Here is a 15,040-nt window from a genome sequence, read left to right as displayed (position 1 = left end):
AAAATCAAACCAATATTGGCGCGTGGTGGTCGACTGGGTCAAAAATCCTGCAGATCATGTGAGATAATGTGGCTGATATCGCGCAAAGCTATGACGGATGGGCGCAAGCATTGATCGACTACGGTGCACCGATAGAACAGTCGGAAATGCGAGCCAGGCACCCCCATGGTTAGATGTAGCATCGGTGGATCGCCACAATACGACGTTCACGAGCTCCCAGAAAAGTCGGCTGTACCATGTACGCACCGATCCGCACGCACGCACATTTCCATTCCGTTGCCGACGTCCTGGCGGCGCCGCAACGCACATTGACGAGCTTCTGAGATTGAAAGCGCGAGGACCTGCCAAAGATGGCTACTACCTCCGCCAGACTGCCCCCGCATCGCGGTTTCGCCGGGTACTCATCCCACGCTGTGCATGGATGAGGTCCAATGGATACGCTTGGATCTGAGGATAACAGCTCGGCCCTGCTTGTCAGGGCACAGCAACCTGAAAGTTACAGAACGTCGACTATGATTTCCACAGGGCGGAGTGGACCATCAGGGGCGTTCATCCGCTTGAATGACGCGGATCTCGTGCATATTGATCCTAACATTGACAACGTCACCTGGCTTCGGGTGGCAGCCAAATGGAAACCGCTCCTGCATGGTCAGTTGTTCCCCATTGAGGTCGAGCAAGAGCCGTGTCGCCCCTCCATAATAATGTGCCTGAAGAACACGTGCTTGGTGGCAAGGTCCAGCAGCGCTATCGGCCGCCAGCTTGATTTGTTCCGGCCGGATCACCGCAGTGCTCGGCCCAACGCTCCAATTGCCTCCGAGTCGTAACCCAGCGGATGACGTGAAAGCGCCGTCAGGACCCACCGTTCCTTTCAGCAGAGAACACCAGCCGATAAATTTTGCGACGAAAGGTGTCAAAGGAGCCTCGTAAATGTCGCCCGGCGTGCCGACCTGTTCGACATGACCAGCGTTCATCACGACAATGCGATCCGACATTGTGAGCGCTTCTTCCTGGTCATGCGTGACAAACAGCGTCGTAACATTCACGCTACGCACGACTTGTCTCAATTCCTCGCGCATGCGCACTCGTAACAGCGCGTCCAAATTTGAGAATGGTTCATCGAGAAGCAGTACTGCCGGCCGCATTGCCAAGGCCCGTGCAAGCGCAATGCGCTGTTGTTGCCCACCAGATAGCTGACTTGGAAAACGCTGAGTCAAATGAGGCAACTCGACAAGCTTGAGCATTTCCTCAACCCGCGTCTCGCGCTTCTCACGTGGCCACTTTAGATTTTCCAAGCCAAACGCGATGTTTTCGGCGACGGTCATGTGCGGAAACAAAGCGTAGCTTTGAAAGACCATTCCCGTATCCCGCCGATAAGGCGGTTGATGCGTCATGTCGGAACCGTTGATACTTACCGTACCTGAGGTCGGCTCTACGAATCCGGCAATCATACGAAGCGTTGTTGTCTTGCCACAGCCGGATGGCCCCAGCAGGCACAGCAATTCGCCGCGGCGCACTCCGAGAGACACGTTGGCCACAGCGGGCACCTCGTCGTAATATTTCGATAGCGAGTTCAATTCGACGACGAAATGACCAGCTTCTCGCATGCTTTCGCGTTCCTGCACCAAAGCCAACATCCTCCTATCCTACACGAGTCTTTCTGCCCCGATGAGGCGCTCAATTGTCAGAATGACTGCCAACGTTACTGCGATCATTAGGCTCGATACGGCGGCAGCAAGTGGATCATAGCTCGTATTGACATACGTAAAGATCTGCACCGGCAGAGTCACGTGCCCGCCGTAAGTCAGAAATGCGGAAACCGTCACGTTTCCGAACGAAGTCACAAAAGCGAAGATCGCGGCGGACAGCAAGCCTGGCAGAATGAGCGGCAGTGTAATGCGTCTAACGACTTGCAAGGGTGTCGCGCGCAGGTTCATGGCCGCCTGCTCGAGCTGCTGATCGTGCAGGCTAAGGCTCGCGAGTACCGTGCGCACGACGTACGGGATCGCAAGAACGAGATGACCTAGGATCAAGGGGCAGATCGTCTGTGTAAGATCGAACCACGCGAAGAGCTGCAATAGTCCGATGCCCAGGACGACGGCCGGGACAATTAGCGGCGAAAAGGCAAGGCCTTGCAAAAACGTCTTTCCCGGGAAGGAAAACCGATTGATCGCGAATGCGGCGGCAAAGCCGATCACGAGGGCGATGCTAGCGACCAGCACGGCGAGGTATGTGCTGGTCCAAAGCGCGCTCATGAACACTTCGCTGTCAAACGCCGTTTTGTACCAGCGGAGAGAAAAACCCGCCGGAGGAAAGGTCATGGTGTTGCCGCTGGCGAACGATGACACAATGACCAAAATCGCCGGTAGTGCGAGCATCGAGTAAACCACGACACGAATGACCGCACTTAGCGCAGCCATAACATGATCAACGAGATCAGAGCGCATTGCCTCGTCCTTTCGTGATCAGGCGCGATCCCGCCAGAGCGTTGAGCGCCGCTGTGAACCCGAGCCCGCTCACGAAAAGAATAAACGCCATGGCAGCGCCAGAGGGCCAGTTTAGTTCCGACATGATGCGCTCATAGATAAGGCTTCCGAGCATCGCAACCCGAGCCCCCCCGATCAGACGGGGCGTAATGAACGCAGAGATAGACAGAACGAATACAAGGTTGAAACCAAGCAAGATGCCAGGAATCGCTAGCGGAATGATGACCCGACGAAATGTAACGAAACGATTGGCGCGGAGGTTTGCGGCCGCCTGCTCGAGCACCGGCTGGATCTGCGTGACGACGCTCATGACGGACAGGATCATGAACGGAAGGAACTGCTGAACCAGGACAATTGTTACCGCGACGCGATTGAAGAGCAGAGTTTTCGGGGAGGAGAAAACTCCCATCCTTACGAAGAGCGAATTAAGGAGCCCATTGCGACCAAGAATGATCAGCCAGCCAAAGACGACAACGACAAGACTAAGCGTCAGCGGCATAATGACGATGATCGTTCGCCACCGACGCGCTGAAGGCGGGAGGCGAGCAAGCGAATATCCGGTTGGAAATCCGACTAGCAAACAGATGAGGCTAACGACAAAACCGTCGACAAGCGTTTCCACTAGCACCGTCGAGTAGAATGAATCGGAAAAGAAGCGCACGTACTGCGTCAGACTGAATCCATTATCCTCGAGAAAATCGCTACCAGGAAGGAAACTCGATCTCAGCAGGCCGAGCACCGGAACGACTAAAAAACAAGTTAGAAGCAAGACCATTGGAGCCAGTAGGATGGCTACATTTGCGCCTCGGCGGTTGAGTAGTGACTGCTTCACGGTTGACCTGTCATAAGCGGCTCGACTCTACTTAGTGCGTTACGGCGAAAAATACAGAGTTGGCGGCACCCTTTACAAGATAGTTGTTTCGTTCGACTCTCTGTTTGAGCGCCCGATCCATGCATTAGAATTCTCTAGTGACTCACCTCTCAGTCGTGGCGCGGCTCTGGCGCACCATTAGCCGGCTTGGTGGTTTTGCGTCCGATCGGATCATACCGATGCGTCTCCCGGTTACCTTCTTTGAGGTGCGGACAGCCCTGCACAGGAACGGAGGGAAAGCTCTTTCTCGGCAGACTAACTCCCGAATGGCCGTTGCTATTCCAGAGCTACCCTCCTCTCCGCTTTTCGTCCGTCAAGAGCGGCGCTTGAGCAACACCCCGTTTAGTTGCCGTATTAGCAGCATTCCTGCGAACCTCCCGCAAGCTGCAGAATTCATGCCACACATGGCAGAAATCGGAATATTTTCCGCACCCCGGTCGCGCGATGCGCCGAGAACGGTACACACCGCTTGACGCTCGGACGAAGAACCTTGGCAAGCCGCTGATACATTTTCGTAAGGATGTTGCCAGTCCCCCGCATATATCCCATTTCTCGTGGCGACTTGACGATCCGCCGCCACTTTACCAGCCACACCACTTCCTTGTAGTTCGCGTTCGGCACGGCCGCTGAGAGCGCGCCTCAAATGCGGATTGCGTAACGTATTAGCTGTCCTTTTCGAAGCCTATTGTCGCAGACCCAAACCCTCATTGAAAAAGGATCCCTCCAAGCACAGAAATCGGATGGTGGTCAGATTGGACATAATGATCTGCAAACAATCATATACAGTCCTCAGTCATGCAGACGGTTCTTCGAGCGCCATTCGCGTCGACCTGCCGACCGAACCAGATCGGAGGCGCCTCGAGCCGCACGACCACACATTGGTGTTGAGTGAAAGACCATCCATCGTAACCCGTCGGCCAACCCATGTTGCCTGGATCGGTCGCAATAAGCACATCGATCTGTGAGCACTCCATCGCCTTCCGAATTGAGGCGGTCTTCGTACTCCGAGAGATCGAACCTCGGTTGTGGAGCACCCATACGCGCCTGCTCCAGCATGCATATTTTTGCCTGGCAGATGCTGTTCGAGTATTTGATGAACAGCTTGCGAGCTGTCGGCGCAAGGGCACGTGCCCGCTCTCGGTGACGGCAAATGACTGAGTGATAGTTATTGCCATATCCTCGTACTTTTCACTGACGCTAGACGCGCCTAATGCGAGGTCTCTTGACGAACCGCCTCAAACTCGCGCTGACCGAATGCAGCGACAGTTCTGTCCTGCCGGCCCTCAAGCGGTCAGACTTTGAGCTGCCAGGGAAGCTTCCTCGGCCTCGTTTGCTGCGGAACGAAAGCTGTCGCGATCGCACTGCCCCAGCTCTCCAAGAAGCCGCGCCCATGCAGAGAGGCCCTGTGCGATGGAGGCGATATGGAAGAATTCATTGGGCGCATGAATATCCTCGTCGGGAAGATTGAAACCGAACATGAGGGTCTCCACTCCGAGCATTTCGCGGAATATGGCGGTGATCGGAACGGTAGGGCCAAGCCGAACTAACACCGGCTCCTGCCCAGTTGCCTCACGGAGAACCTTCCGCGCCGAGACGACCAAAGGATGTCTCGTCGGGAGGCTGAAGGCCGAGCTACCGGTTTCCGGATCAACGATCGACAAATCCACGCCTGGAGGACAGTTGGCGCGCAGATGCGCCTTAATCGCCTCACTCGCCTGACGTGGATCCTGGCCCGGAGCAATCCGCAGTGAGAGCTTAGCGTACGCGCTGTTCGGGACGATCGTTTTAGTTCCGGGACCAGTATACCCACCCCAAATTCCGTTCACGTCCAACGATGGGCGCAAGGTTAGTTGCTCGCGCACGGAGAAGCCGGGCTCACCATGGGCTTGCGCGCCGACTTCGCTTATGAAACGGGCCCCATCGAACGGGAGACCATTGGCCTGGGCTCGCATTTCGTGCGACGGCTGTGGGACCCCGGCCATTAGCGCCGGAATCGTGATCGCACCGTGCTCGTCGTGCAGAGATGCGATAATACGCGCCATCTCGTGCGTTGCGTTGCGGATAGCACCACCGTAACGACCGGAATGAACATCCTTATCCGCAGTTCGGAGCGAGAACTCGAGTTCCACCAATCCGCGCGAACCCATGTTGATTGTGGGGATGACCGGACTGGCCCGTCCACCATCTGCCGAGATCATTGCGTCCGCCTGAAGCAATGTCCCGAAACGGTCGACGATTGTGCGCAAGCTTGGGCTGCTGGTTTCTTCCTCGCCTTCCAGAAAGATTTTGATGTTGACCGGGCAGCCGCCTTGTTTTTTCAGAAAGGCCGCGACGACTTCGAGCGCAATGACCGTTGAGCCTTTTACGTCAGATGCGCCGCGCGCGTACAGTCGCCCGTCCCGTATCGCAGGTTCGAAGGGCGGAGTCAGCCAAGCCTCGACCGGGTCCGGCGGCATAACGTCATAGTGACCGTAAATGAGCACCGTAGGCTTTCCCGGCGCGCCATGCCAAGCACCGTAAACAGCGGGATGGCCGCCTCCGTCCAATAGCTGGACGTCACTGAGACCCATAGACTTAAGCCAGCTCAGCAGAAACTGCTGAGCATCCCGCATGCCTTCAGCGAATGCGGGATCGGTGCTCACGCTTGGTATTCGGAGGAACTCGCAAAGCCGCTCCAATATTTCGTCGTGCCGACCGAGCAAGTCCTGCACAATTGAATCAACGCTCACAACCACCTCCTTCTAGTGGATCGCGTGGGGACAATATGGCACAAGCGATTGTCCGTTCACCACCAATGTGCAGCCAATCTCACGTTTCTCGTGGACCACACAGACGCTAATTGGATCCGACCACACTCCACCTAGCTTCGAAAAATCTTATTGAGCCTCTCAATCCACGCACTACGATTTGCCATCATTGCTTGCCAGTCGACCGTCCTTTTCGAGGCATTCCGCTCTGGAGTATTGAACAGAAGATCTTTCCGAAGCCCTTCCGGCAAATTGATATCCGTCGTCGCGCCAAACCGAAGCGCCTGAGTCAAACCAAGCACGCCCTGATCAGAAAGAAATTGGTCAACGCAGGCGCGTGCGGCCTCCGGATATTTCGTTCCCTTAACGACATTGATATAGGTTGTTAGCGAGTAAATGCCCTTAGGGGGCGCAACCGCGACAATGGGAACACCCTTGGTGCGCAATTCGTGCGCACGACCATCCCAGAATATTCCCGCGCAGGCCTCTTCGTTCTGAAGCATCTGAAGTTCAGCAACGGTGGTGTCAGCGAGTGCCACAATGTTTGGTTTTGCGGCCTCCATCACTTTGAACGCCGGCTCCATATTCGAGACAGAACCGCCATTTTCCTCTGCGATCGCGACGGCAGCAAGCAGCATACCGAATGTACTTGGAGCCTGCATGACAGCCCGAGCCTTCAGGTCTGGTCGGGCAATGTCAGAATAGGAGGTCAATGGCTCCTTGATGTATTTCGAATTATACACGGGCACGGACGAAGCGAAACTGAATGGCGCACCGTAATCGCCGAATTCGCGAAATCCCGGAAGGATCCTTTTGATGTTCGGAACATCTGATGCTCTGATCTCTTCAATGGTACCAGCATTGACAAGCAGGACCATGTAAGGGCTATCGCCCAGAAACATATCGAATGGAGGATTGTTCTTGTTCGCAATCAGTTTAATGACGTCATCCTGTTCTGGACCCGCGGTAAATTGCACATTGAGGTCATATTGTTCTTTGAGGGGCTCAGCCACACACTTTTTGAGCGTTTCGTCAAACACCCCGCCAAATCCATTCACACGCAGTGTGATGCCTGCGAACTTTTTTGCTTGCGCATGGACGTAGGGTGCACATGCGGCACCAACTGCGGTGGCACTCGCGGCCTTCAAAAACGTCCTTCTTTGCATTCCCCCCCTCCTCTTTATTTCTCTGTGACAGTGACAGCTACATGCTTCTCAGATCAGGCTAGTCCGAGTGCCTACTCCCCTGCACCCCGCTCATAGAAACACGCCGAATTAGATAACCTCCGATCGACGCAGGATTTCAACGATCTTTTGGATTGATTACCTGTTTTCGGCGCAGCCGCCTCGTTAGAGCGGCTTTACTGCAAGGGACAGTGGTTGAGCCGCTCATGGCTGCAACGACAGACCCCAAATATCGAGTCCAACTGATGCGTTCAGCGAGATGATATACTAGCTAGATGCCTTGCTACCCCGAAAGCCCTCGGCGAATTCAACAGTTACCTCATCAGACCAGCGAAAGCTCTTTGTTCGTAGAGCGGGACGACGAACCGGGCAAGACTAACTGGATTTCCTCGGCTTGCGATTAACTTGGAGCATGACCCGCGACGCGTCTATAAGACTAGCAGCGACGCGCTCGTGGAGGAAACGTGCCGGCGCAGACAAACTTCGCTCTTTCAACGTTAGTATGCCGAGCTTGCGATGGACGGTCGGCTCTTCCAACGGTCGCACGACAAGTTTGCCTGCATTGAACATCGCCAGGGTCAGTCCGGGCAAGGCCGTTATCCCGAGACCCGCAGAAACCAGATTTACGGCGGAAGCGATCAGCTCCACCTCGTAGCGCGCTCGCACTGTCGCGTGGGCCTGCGCCATCGCCCCGTCAGCAAAGCGGCGAACGGAAGTATTGGGCGATAACGCAATGAATGGGTACTCCGCGGCGGCGCGCCATCGCACGATCTTGTGTTGCGCGAGTGGATGATTGCGTCTGCAGACCAAGATAAACGGATCGGCGGCGAGCTCTTTAAATTCCAGTTCAGGATACGTTGCCGTCTGCGTAGTGACCGCGAAATCAACGATGCCGTTGCGCAGCATACCGACAGCCCGATCTTGCAAGACATCATGGACCGTCAGATCAATTTCGGCGAACTCACGAGCGAATGCGCTTAATGCTCGTGGCAAAACGGCAGCTGCAATCGAAGGCAAGACGGCGATCGAAACACGCCCTCGCTTGCCTGCCGATCGCGCCGCCATTCCTCCCAATGCCGCTTCGAAATCGCGAACAAGATCTTCAGCCACCGCCGCCAGATCACGACCATCCGCCGTCAATAGCAGCGAGCGTGTGGTGCGGTCGAAAAGGCGAAAGCCAAACTGTTCTTCGATTTTGGCGATAGTGGCGCTCAAGCTCGGTTGCGAAATACCGAGCTTGCTGGCGGCCTCGCTGAACGACTGCGCGCGGCTGGCAGCAACAAAAACCTGCAGCTGTCTCAAGGTAACATTCATAACTGATATCTATATATCATCCCGCATCTATTCTTGACACCTATTTTTGTTGGCTGATAGATAGGATCAAGGATCTGAGAGGCGAGATGTCGGAACGCATTCTAGTTGGTGCTGGGGCGGGCTATTCTGGAGATCGGCTCGATGCTTCGATTGCGGTGGTCCGCGACCTGCGTGCATCGGGCGAACGTGCTGCGATCATCTTCGAAACGCTAGGGGAGCGAACGCTCGCGCTCGCGCAGCTTCGCCGACAACAAAACCCACGCCTGGGGTACGAGCCGAAACTGAAGGAACTGCTCACGCCTGTATTGAAGGAATGCGTTGACAGCGGAATTACCGTCCTGGGCAACTTCGGCGCAGCCAATCCAATCGCGGCGAGCGATGTCATTGCTGAAGTTGGGATGGAGGTCGGCGTCCGCCCACGGATTGGCGTCGTTACGGGCGACGACGTGCTGTCTCCGGAAGGGCTGGAGGTGTTGCGCGCCTGTTGCGACAACCTGCCCGATTCCAAATTGCTGGTCTCCGCCAATGTCTACCTAGGCGCTGAACCAATCGTGGAGGCGCTGAACGAGGGCGCACAGGTGGTGGTCACCGGACGTGTTGCGGACCCATCCCTGACGCTCGGTCCCGTCATTCACGCTTTCGGATGGTCTTTCCATGACTGGCCGCGGCTTGGCCGCGCTACCATGGCCGGCCATTTGCTTGAGTGCGGCGCACAGGTAAGCGGCGGCTATTTCGCGGATCCTGGTTTCAAGGACGTTCCTCGTCCGGATTCTATCGGCTACCCAATTGCGGAAATCGACGGCGATGGCAATTTCTTCATCGGAAAAGCTACCGGCGGCGGGCTGGTGGACCGACGCACCGTCACTGAACAGCTGCTCTACGAGCTCCACGACCCGGCCGAATATCTTACGCCCGACGTTATCGCGGACATCTCCAATGCCGACCTCACCGAATTGCCGGACGACAGGGTGCACGTCGGTGGTGTAACTGGCCGCCCCCGGCCGCAGACGCTGAAGGTCACAGTCTGCTACGACGGCGGCTGGCTTGGCGAGGGGCAAATATCATACTACGGCCCCAATGCATTGGCGCGAGCGCGATTAGCTGGCGAGATCGTAAAGCGCCGGAGTCCACATTCCCTCCGCATCCGCTGCGATGTAATCGGCGTGTTAAGCGTTTTAGCCGATGATTCAGGTCGAGCCTGGGATTCGGTCAGCAACCCTCCTGGCCAGGACTTGCGGCTCCGGGTCGCATTCGCCGGGCCCGACAGAGATTCGGTCGAACGTGGGTTGGCCGAAGTCGAGGCCCTGTACTGCGCGGGTCCGGCCGCCGGTGGCGGCATCAGGGTGGCATTACGTCCGCGCATTTCTGCCCTCTCCTGCTTCGTACCCCGCGGAGCCGTCCGTCCCAAGGTCGAGATCAGAGAACCACGCTCATGGCAAAGATGAAGCTGCATGCTCTTGCGCATGCTCGCGCTGGCGATAAAGGCAATCGTCTCAACATCTCACTGATCGCCTATTCGTCTGAGGTATACCCTCTGCTCAAAGACAGGGTCACGGAAGAGGCCGTCGCTGCCTGGTTCGCTCACCGCAGGCCAAGCGAGGTGAAACGCTACGAATTACCTAAACTCAACGCGCTAAACTTCGTGATCGACGACATCCTGGACGGAGGCGTCACACAAGCACTCAATCTCGACTCTCATGGGAAAACCCTTAGCTATCATTTGCTGGACATGCCTATCGACGTGCCTGCCGATATCGCGATTTCGCAAAGAGCTACAGCAGCAACTGAGGACACCGGCTCCTAACCGGCCGACCCGACCTTTCTAAGCCGGTTCCCGTCTTGATTGCCTTCAGTCCACGTTAGCAATGTCAGGTTGGCCTCACTTCCATCGCACAGTTGCCTACGGGTGACATGGTACGGCCCAGCACGCGCGAAGCCCAGCCCCTGAGTGATGCGCTAAGCTGAGGGCATTGATGCGGGCATCGATCGCAGCGACCCGCCCGCCCCCCAACGAAAACCGGCTGATATCCGACTCGGTGCTGCAGTCGTGATGGCTGACTGCATCGCGCTGATGGCTAGTATTGGTAAATCGGATCACCGGCTCTGGTCGACGTTGACCCGACAAGCGAACTGACGCGATTGCTATGCATTCACCCGGTCGCGAGGACGATTGAATAGCTAAGCATCCGTCGGCTGCGGCGATGCCCCACCCGCAATGCGTTAATGGCTAAGGGACGCGAGCGCGAAGTGAGGAGCTATCGATGACGTAACAACACCCTTAACCGCCGAGGTCTGCGAGAGGATGACACGACGATGGAGAATCGGTCTTCCCGACGCATGCGAACCCTGGTGACCCAAATGGCCCGGTCAAGATGGTTCTGGCCCGTCGGCGATCGAGCCGATCGTCGGGCATCTTGATTCACGCGAGATGAGCCGCTTTTGCTTCGGCGAAGTGCCGAATGTGTTCAAGCGTATTAGATTGCTCCTCGACCACGATCCTGGCTGCTTTGCCACGCTCGTCCAGAAGTGCAACGATCTCGGCGTACGCGTTAAGCTGAGCTTCCGTAAGCCAAAATCTGCTGGGGATTCGATGTGAAGCTGGTAACCCGAGACGTCATCTGCAATCCGCGTGATAAGATCGACAGTCTTTTCCGCCTGCATGCAATCTCGAGACCAATCCAACCGTAAAGGTCGAAGTGCAGGACGGGGTGATAACCGAGCTTTCCGATTTCTCTCGTGCGCTTGGCGACCCACTTCACGAACCTGCGAAAATGTCTCGCCCGAAGCGTCGAACTTTTCGTGCGAGTTGATCAACCCATGTGGGAGCACATCGACGAACTTGAGAATTATTTTGTCGACTTTGATTTCTCTTGAATCTCTACTCTGGGTGTAACGTTGGGACCGGCTTATCCGGCAGCGGCAAAGAGAATTCTGATCAGATCACTTCTGCAAGCGTAGTTCGAGAAAGATGCGCTGCATCGCGAAGCGATGCCTGGCTCACCCCATATTCGATCGAGAGGGGTGCCCGCTGGTTGCCATGATACGCGAGGACATCTTCACAGGTACGCTAGAAATGTGACACGTCGGCAGCGAGAAGCCGCGGTATGACAATAGATCTGGTAATGGCTTCGATTGCGTCGACGTGAAACACTGGATCACGCCCGCCTGCGGCTGAATACTGTCCGCTCATCACGTCAGCCACACGACGACGTCGTCCGACAATACAAGTCCGATACTTAGCTAGCGCGACGGCATGCGGATGCCTACAAAATCAGGCGACAGAGGACTGCCTACATAGAGAAACTCGTCATGAGCAGCGCCAGCCCCAATTGCCGTTTGATCGTCATAGAAGAAACTTCCGTTCCCCGCGCCAGAATTACGTCCTTTAATCTTTCCCATTACACGCTCAATCGAGAATCATCTTAGATCCCGGACCATCTCGATTGATCTCAAACTCGATTTTCAGTGGATTGCGCTTGCGCCTACGGCGAACCGAGAGAGACAAGCTTGGGCTCGCCGTCGAGGCCGGATTGAGGCGTCTATTCGATCTTCAGAACATCCGTCGAGTTAACGAGCTTCATGTTTTGGAAGGTCCTCAGCCCCTCCACGCCGCCCTCGTAGCCATACCCGCTCTGCTTGATACCACCGAGTGGCGCATCCACCGACACGCCTTTGAGCAAGTTCACGCTGACAGCGCCCGTCGAAAGGCTCCGGATCATTCTTTGCTGAATTTCGGGGGAATCGCTGAAAACATAGGATGCCAGTCCGTATTCGGTCGCATTGGCTGCCTCTATGGCCTGTTCAATCGTATCGAAGGGGGCAACAGTCAGGATCGGTCCGAACGGCTCTTCGTGAAGCACCCGCGATTCAGGGTGAACGTTGCTCAAAATTGTAGGCGGCCAATAGAAGCCTGGTCGGTCAAGGCGTTTACCACCTGTTTCGACCCTTGCTCCGCGAGCGACCGCATCTTTCGTCAGACGCGCCATGGCTTCAATACGCCTGGCATTTGCCATTGGACCCATGTTCGTCTCTGGCTCGTCGGGCATACCGACCCTGATCTTTTCTGCGGTCTGAACGAGTCTTGCCAGGAAATTCGGATAAATGGATCGCGCGACTAGAATGCGGCTCGGAGCATTGCAGCTCTGACCCGCGAATCTAAACTTGTACTCGGAGATTGCAGAAACAGCCTTGGACACGTCTGTGTCTTCAAAGACAACGACGGGAGAGTGGCCGCCGAGTTCTAGAACACAGCGCTGTAGATTACTTGCTGCAAGCCTCGCAAGCTGCTTGCCAACCGGCGTGGAACCGGTGAAGGACAGCACTCGGACAATAGGCGAACCGAGCAGATGCTCGGAGATCATTGAAGGATTCCCAAAAACCAGGCTCACAACGCCAGATGGAATCCCGGCCTCCTCAAAGGCTTCAACTATGTAGACGCCGGCGCTCGGAGTCTCCTCAGCCGCTTTCAGGATTACGGGGCAACCAGCTGCGATAGCTGGGGTAAGTTTCCGCGCGTTGAGCACGGCTGGGTAGTTCCAAGGGGTGAACGCAGCAACTACACCAATGGCTTCCGGTACAATCATCCTATTCTGATCTATCGGAAACGGTGCGGACAATTCCTCTGCGTGTTGACCATTCCACTCGAGAGTTTCGATCGCGCGCGCGTACTCCCCCTTCGCTTCGGCCAAGGTCTTGCCTTGCTCTCTGGAAAGAGAGGTTGCCGCAGCGTCGACCTTTCCTTTTAGAATTTGGGCGGCGCGAACGAGAACTGCTCCCCGTTCACGAGCCGGCGTATTGGACCAGCGATGCAGACTGGCCTGTGCAAACGTTAAAGCATCGTCGAGGTCCGATGCAGAGGCAACGGCGACGCGCCCGAATTCCTGTGCGGTAGCGGGATTGATAAGAGCCAGATCAGTACCGTGACCGCCCGACCGCCAAGCTCCGTTTATAAAAAGTTTGTAGCTTATGCTCTCGGACATGTGTCGGTCGCCTTTCTGCCGTTGGCAAGTTATCCGGTTTACTAATGGTCAAGTTTAAGTTGCGCTTGGCAAGATTCAGAGCAACAGATCGGGCCCCGTACTCGAGATCGCCGTCAGTCCAGTTGGATCCTCGTGTGCGAATTTTAATTCTGCGGCTTTACGATCATAGTGAGCGGCCCAATCACCTTGCGCTTGTATGCGGCGACCAGAATTGGACAGCGTTCGATAAAGGGAATGAATGACCGCAATACCTCGGCCATCATTCTTGAAATCTTCTTGCATCGCGGCCCTTATGAGCTTTCTCTGAGCTGGCTCTCTGCTTGACCAAGGTAGACGCGCCGGCTGCCGAATACTCGAAAGACTATTTGAAAGTCAGTCATTGCTCGAATGCCTATGAATCCAAGATACTGAGTCTCGCGAATGCATTTGCGTCGTATCCACCGCCCTTGGGACGATTTCCTGCATGGCACCGGCATTCGGCGTCGCAATCCACCTCAAGGCTATCGCAATACAGACGCCGCATCCCTGAGATCGTCCAAAACATTCATCTGCGATAGGCGAATTGGCGGGGGTTTCTGCTAAAGCGCGGCAGGCACGGTTGAAGAGGCTCCGCTCGAAAGCACCATTGAGCCAGTTATTTTGATCGTTCGCCGAACGACTTGCGTATCTAAAGCAGGCTCCGTAAGATCAGACAGCGGCATAAACGGATTTTCTGCCTGAGAAGGCCGCCTTGCCGAATGAGGCATGTTGTTGAGTACTGTCCTTATGGACAGTGATAGGCGCAGTGCCCAAGTCCAACGGCTTCGATCTCAATCGATCCGCCGCGCCGATCGTGGCGGTGCTCATCCGGAGCAGCATCTGGCGGGCTATGCCGGACTGATGCAGGCCGACGCTTACGCCGGCTTTGGCAGGCTCTACGAGGCCACTCGCAAGGACGGCCCGATCATCGAGGCGGCGTGCCGAGTAGGCGGGGATGTCGCCATCCCCGCCCCTCGCAGACCCGGACGAGCGGATTTCCCGCATCCGGTTTTTCACGCGTAAGCTTCACTAAGGGTACGGCATATTGGTGGACGATCTTGGCTGACGGCAGCGGGTATCGCGCGAGCATGGCCCGGAAGCGCGACCACGGCAGATTGCTGTGACGGCCACGCCGTGCGAGCCATTTCTTCCATATCCGCATGAGCTGGTGGTGATACCATCTGATCCGTCGGCCGTTTCCGGAGATGCCGTAGTAGGCGCAGTGCCCCCGGATCACCCGCGACAAGTGGGCGTGCTGTTCCCGGAATGGACGATGCAGGTTGACCCGACACCATTCCATCACGGAAGCCAGCGCGCGAGCATAACGCTCTTTTGCCGTCGTATGTCGGACGACATTCTTACCCTTCCTCGATTGACCCCACACATGGGGTAAGCATCCGGTGAGGACCGCGGGGCCGTCAGTCAGGCAGCCTGATTGGCTTGC

General features: G+C 56.1%; 11 protein-coding genes and 1 pseudogene. 3 read left to right on the top strand and 9 right to left on the bottom strand.

Translation table 11 applies throughout. The annotated features are described in order from the left end of the window. Window positions 1-539: 539 nt before the first annotated feature. The 6 genes from AAE027_RS32255 to AAE027_RS32230 all read right to left on the bottom strand — a co-directional run bounded on the left by AAE027_RS32255 (window position 540) and on the right by AAE027_RS32230 (window position 8,599). Entirely contained in the window at window positions 540-1,634 is a 1,095-nt protein-coding gene (locus AAE027_RS32255) for an ABC transporter ATP-binding protein (RefSeq protein ID WP_370989990.1), read from the bottom strand. A gap of 9 nt (window positions 1,635-1,643) precedes the next feature. Beyond that, window positions 1,644-2,444: an ABC transporter permease gene (locus tag AAE027_RS32250; RefSeq protein ID WP_370989991.1), complete on the bottom strand. Its 801-nt coding sequence runs from the start codon at window positions 2,442-2,444 to the stop codon at window positions 1,644-1,646. After that, window positions 2,434-3,315, bottom strand: a complete 882-nt coding sequence (locus AAE027_RS32245; RefSeq protein WP_370989992.1) for an ABC transporter permease — start codon at window positions 3,313-3,315, stop codon at window positions 2,434-2,436. Before AAE027_RS32245 ends, AAE027_RS32250 begins: the two co-directional genes overlap by 11 nt. Before the next feature lie 1,322 nt (window positions 3,316-4,637). After that, complete coding sequence (locus tag AAE027_RS32240; protein ID WP_370989994.1) at window positions 4,638-6,083, bottom strand: M20/M25/M40 family metallo-hydrolase; 1,446 nt, start codon at window positions 6,081-6,083, stop codon at window positions 4,638-4,640. Between the two features lie 131 nt (window positions 6,084-6,214). Beyond that, complete coding sequence (locus AAE027_RS32235) at window positions 6,215-7,267, bottom strand: extracellular solute-binding protein (protein ID WP_370989995.1); 1,053 nt, start codon at window positions 7,265-7,267, stop codon at window positions 6,215-6,217. 393 nt (window positions 7,268-7,660) lie between these two features. Further along, window positions 7,661-8,599, bottom strand: coding sequence for a LysR family transcriptional regulator (locus AAE027_RS32230; protein WP_370989996.1), 939 nt, complete (start codon window positions 8,597-8,599; stop codon window positions 7,661-7,663). Window positions 8,600-8,685: 86 nt separating this feature from the next. On the opposite strand from AAE027_RS32230, the gene AAE027_RS32225 reads away from it, so the two are divergent. Together AAE027_RS32225 and AAE027_RS32220 are read left to right on the top strand one after the other, a co-directional pair. Continuing rightward, window positions 8,686-10,044 carry an acyclic terpene utilization AtuA family protein gene (locus AAE027_RS32225; RefSeq protein WP_370989997.1) on the top strand — a complete coding sequence of 453 codons (1,359 nt, stop codon included), beginning with the start codon at window positions 8,686-8,688 and terminating at the stop codon, window positions 10,042-10,044. Further along, a complete protein-coding gene (locus AAE027_RS32220; protein ID WP_370989998.1) occupies window positions 10,032-10,403 on the top strand; it encodes an AtuA-related protein in 372 nt (123 codons plus the stop codon). The genes AAE027_RS32225 and AAE027_RS32220 overlap by 13 nt, the downstream gene beginning before the upstream one ends. Window positions 10,404-11,148: 745 nt before the next feature. Here AAE027_RS32220 and AAE027_RS32215 read toward each other — a convergent pair. The 3 genes from AAE027_RS32215 to AAE027_RS32205 form a co-directional block, all read right to left on the bottom strand. Continuing rightward, a complete protein-coding gene (locus AAE027_RS32215) occupies window positions 11,149-11,358 on the bottom strand; it encodes a hypothetical protein (RefSeq protein ID WP_370989999.1) in 210 nt (69 codons plus the stop codon). A gap of 481 nt (window positions 11,359-11,839) precedes the next feature. Beyond that, window positions 11,840-11,998 carry a hypothetical protein gene (locus tag AAE027_RS32210; protein ID WP_370990001.1) on the bottom strand — a complete coding sequence of 53 codons (159 nt, stop codon included), beginning with the start codon at window positions 11,996-11,998 and terminating at the stop codon, window positions 11,840-11,842. Window positions 11,999-12,138: 140 nt separating this feature from the next. After that, the gene (locus tag AAE027_RS32205) at window positions 12,139-13,578 is read right to left on the bottom strand and encodes an NAD-dependent succinate-semialdehyde dehydrogenase (protein ID WP_370990002.1); all 1,440 of its coding nucleotides are present in this window, start codon (window positions 13,576-13,578) and stop codon (window positions 12,139-12,141) included. 828 nt (window positions 13,579-14,406) lie between these two features. Here AAE027_RS32205 and AAE027_RS32200 point away from each other — a divergent pair. After that, a pseudogene (locus tag AAE027_RS32200) lies at window positions 14,407-14,538 on the top strand (IS66 family transposase); the annotation flags it as partial. Between the last annotated feature and the right edge of the window lie 502 nt (window positions 14,539-15,040).

Origin of the sequence: Bradyrhizobium sp. DN3 (genome assembly GCF_041357655.1) — a bacterium.
Lineage (GTDB): Bacteria > Pseudomonadota > Alphaproteobacteria > Rhizobiales > Xanthobacteraceae > Bradyrhizobium.
Note: the sequence above shows the minus strand (reverse complement) of the source record. Positions and strands in the feature narration are given on the sequence as shown.

Bases quoted from the DNA above. Each gene is read 5' to 3' on its own strand.
- AAE027_RS32255 (WP_370989990.1), bottom strand. From the start codon at position 1,634: ATGTTGGCTTTGGTGCAGGAACGCGAAAGCATGCGAGAAGCTGGTCAT.
- AAE027_RS32250 (WP_370989991.1), bottom strand. From the start codon at position 2,444: ATGCGCTCTGATCTCGTTGATCATGTTATGGCTGCGCTAAGTGCGGTC.
- AAE027_RS32235 (WP_370989995.1), bottom strand. From the start codon at position 7,267: ATGCAAAGAAGGACGTTTTTGAAGGCCGCGAGTGCCACCGCAGTTGGT.
- AAE027_RS32230 (WP_370989996.1), bottom strand. From the start codon at position 8,599: ATGAATGTTACCTTGAGACAGCTGCAGGTTTTTGTTGCTGCCAGCCGC.
- AAE027_RS32225 (WP_370989997.1), top strand. From the start codon at position 8,686: ATGTCGGAACGCATTCTAGTTGGTGCTGGGGCGGGCTATTCTGGAGAT.
- AAE027_RS32220 (WP_370989998.1), top strand. From the start codon at position 10,032: ATGGCAAAGATGAAGCTGCATGCTCTTGCGCATGCTCGCGCTGGCGAT.
- AAE027_RS32210 (WP_370990001.1), bottom strand. From the start codon at position 11,998: ATGGGAAAGATTAAAGGACGTAATTCTGGCGCGGGGAACGGAAGTTTC.
- AAE027_RS32205 (WP_370990002.1), bottom strand. From the start codon at position 13,578: ATGTCCGAGAGCATAAGCTACAAACTTTTTATAAACGGAGCTTGGCGG.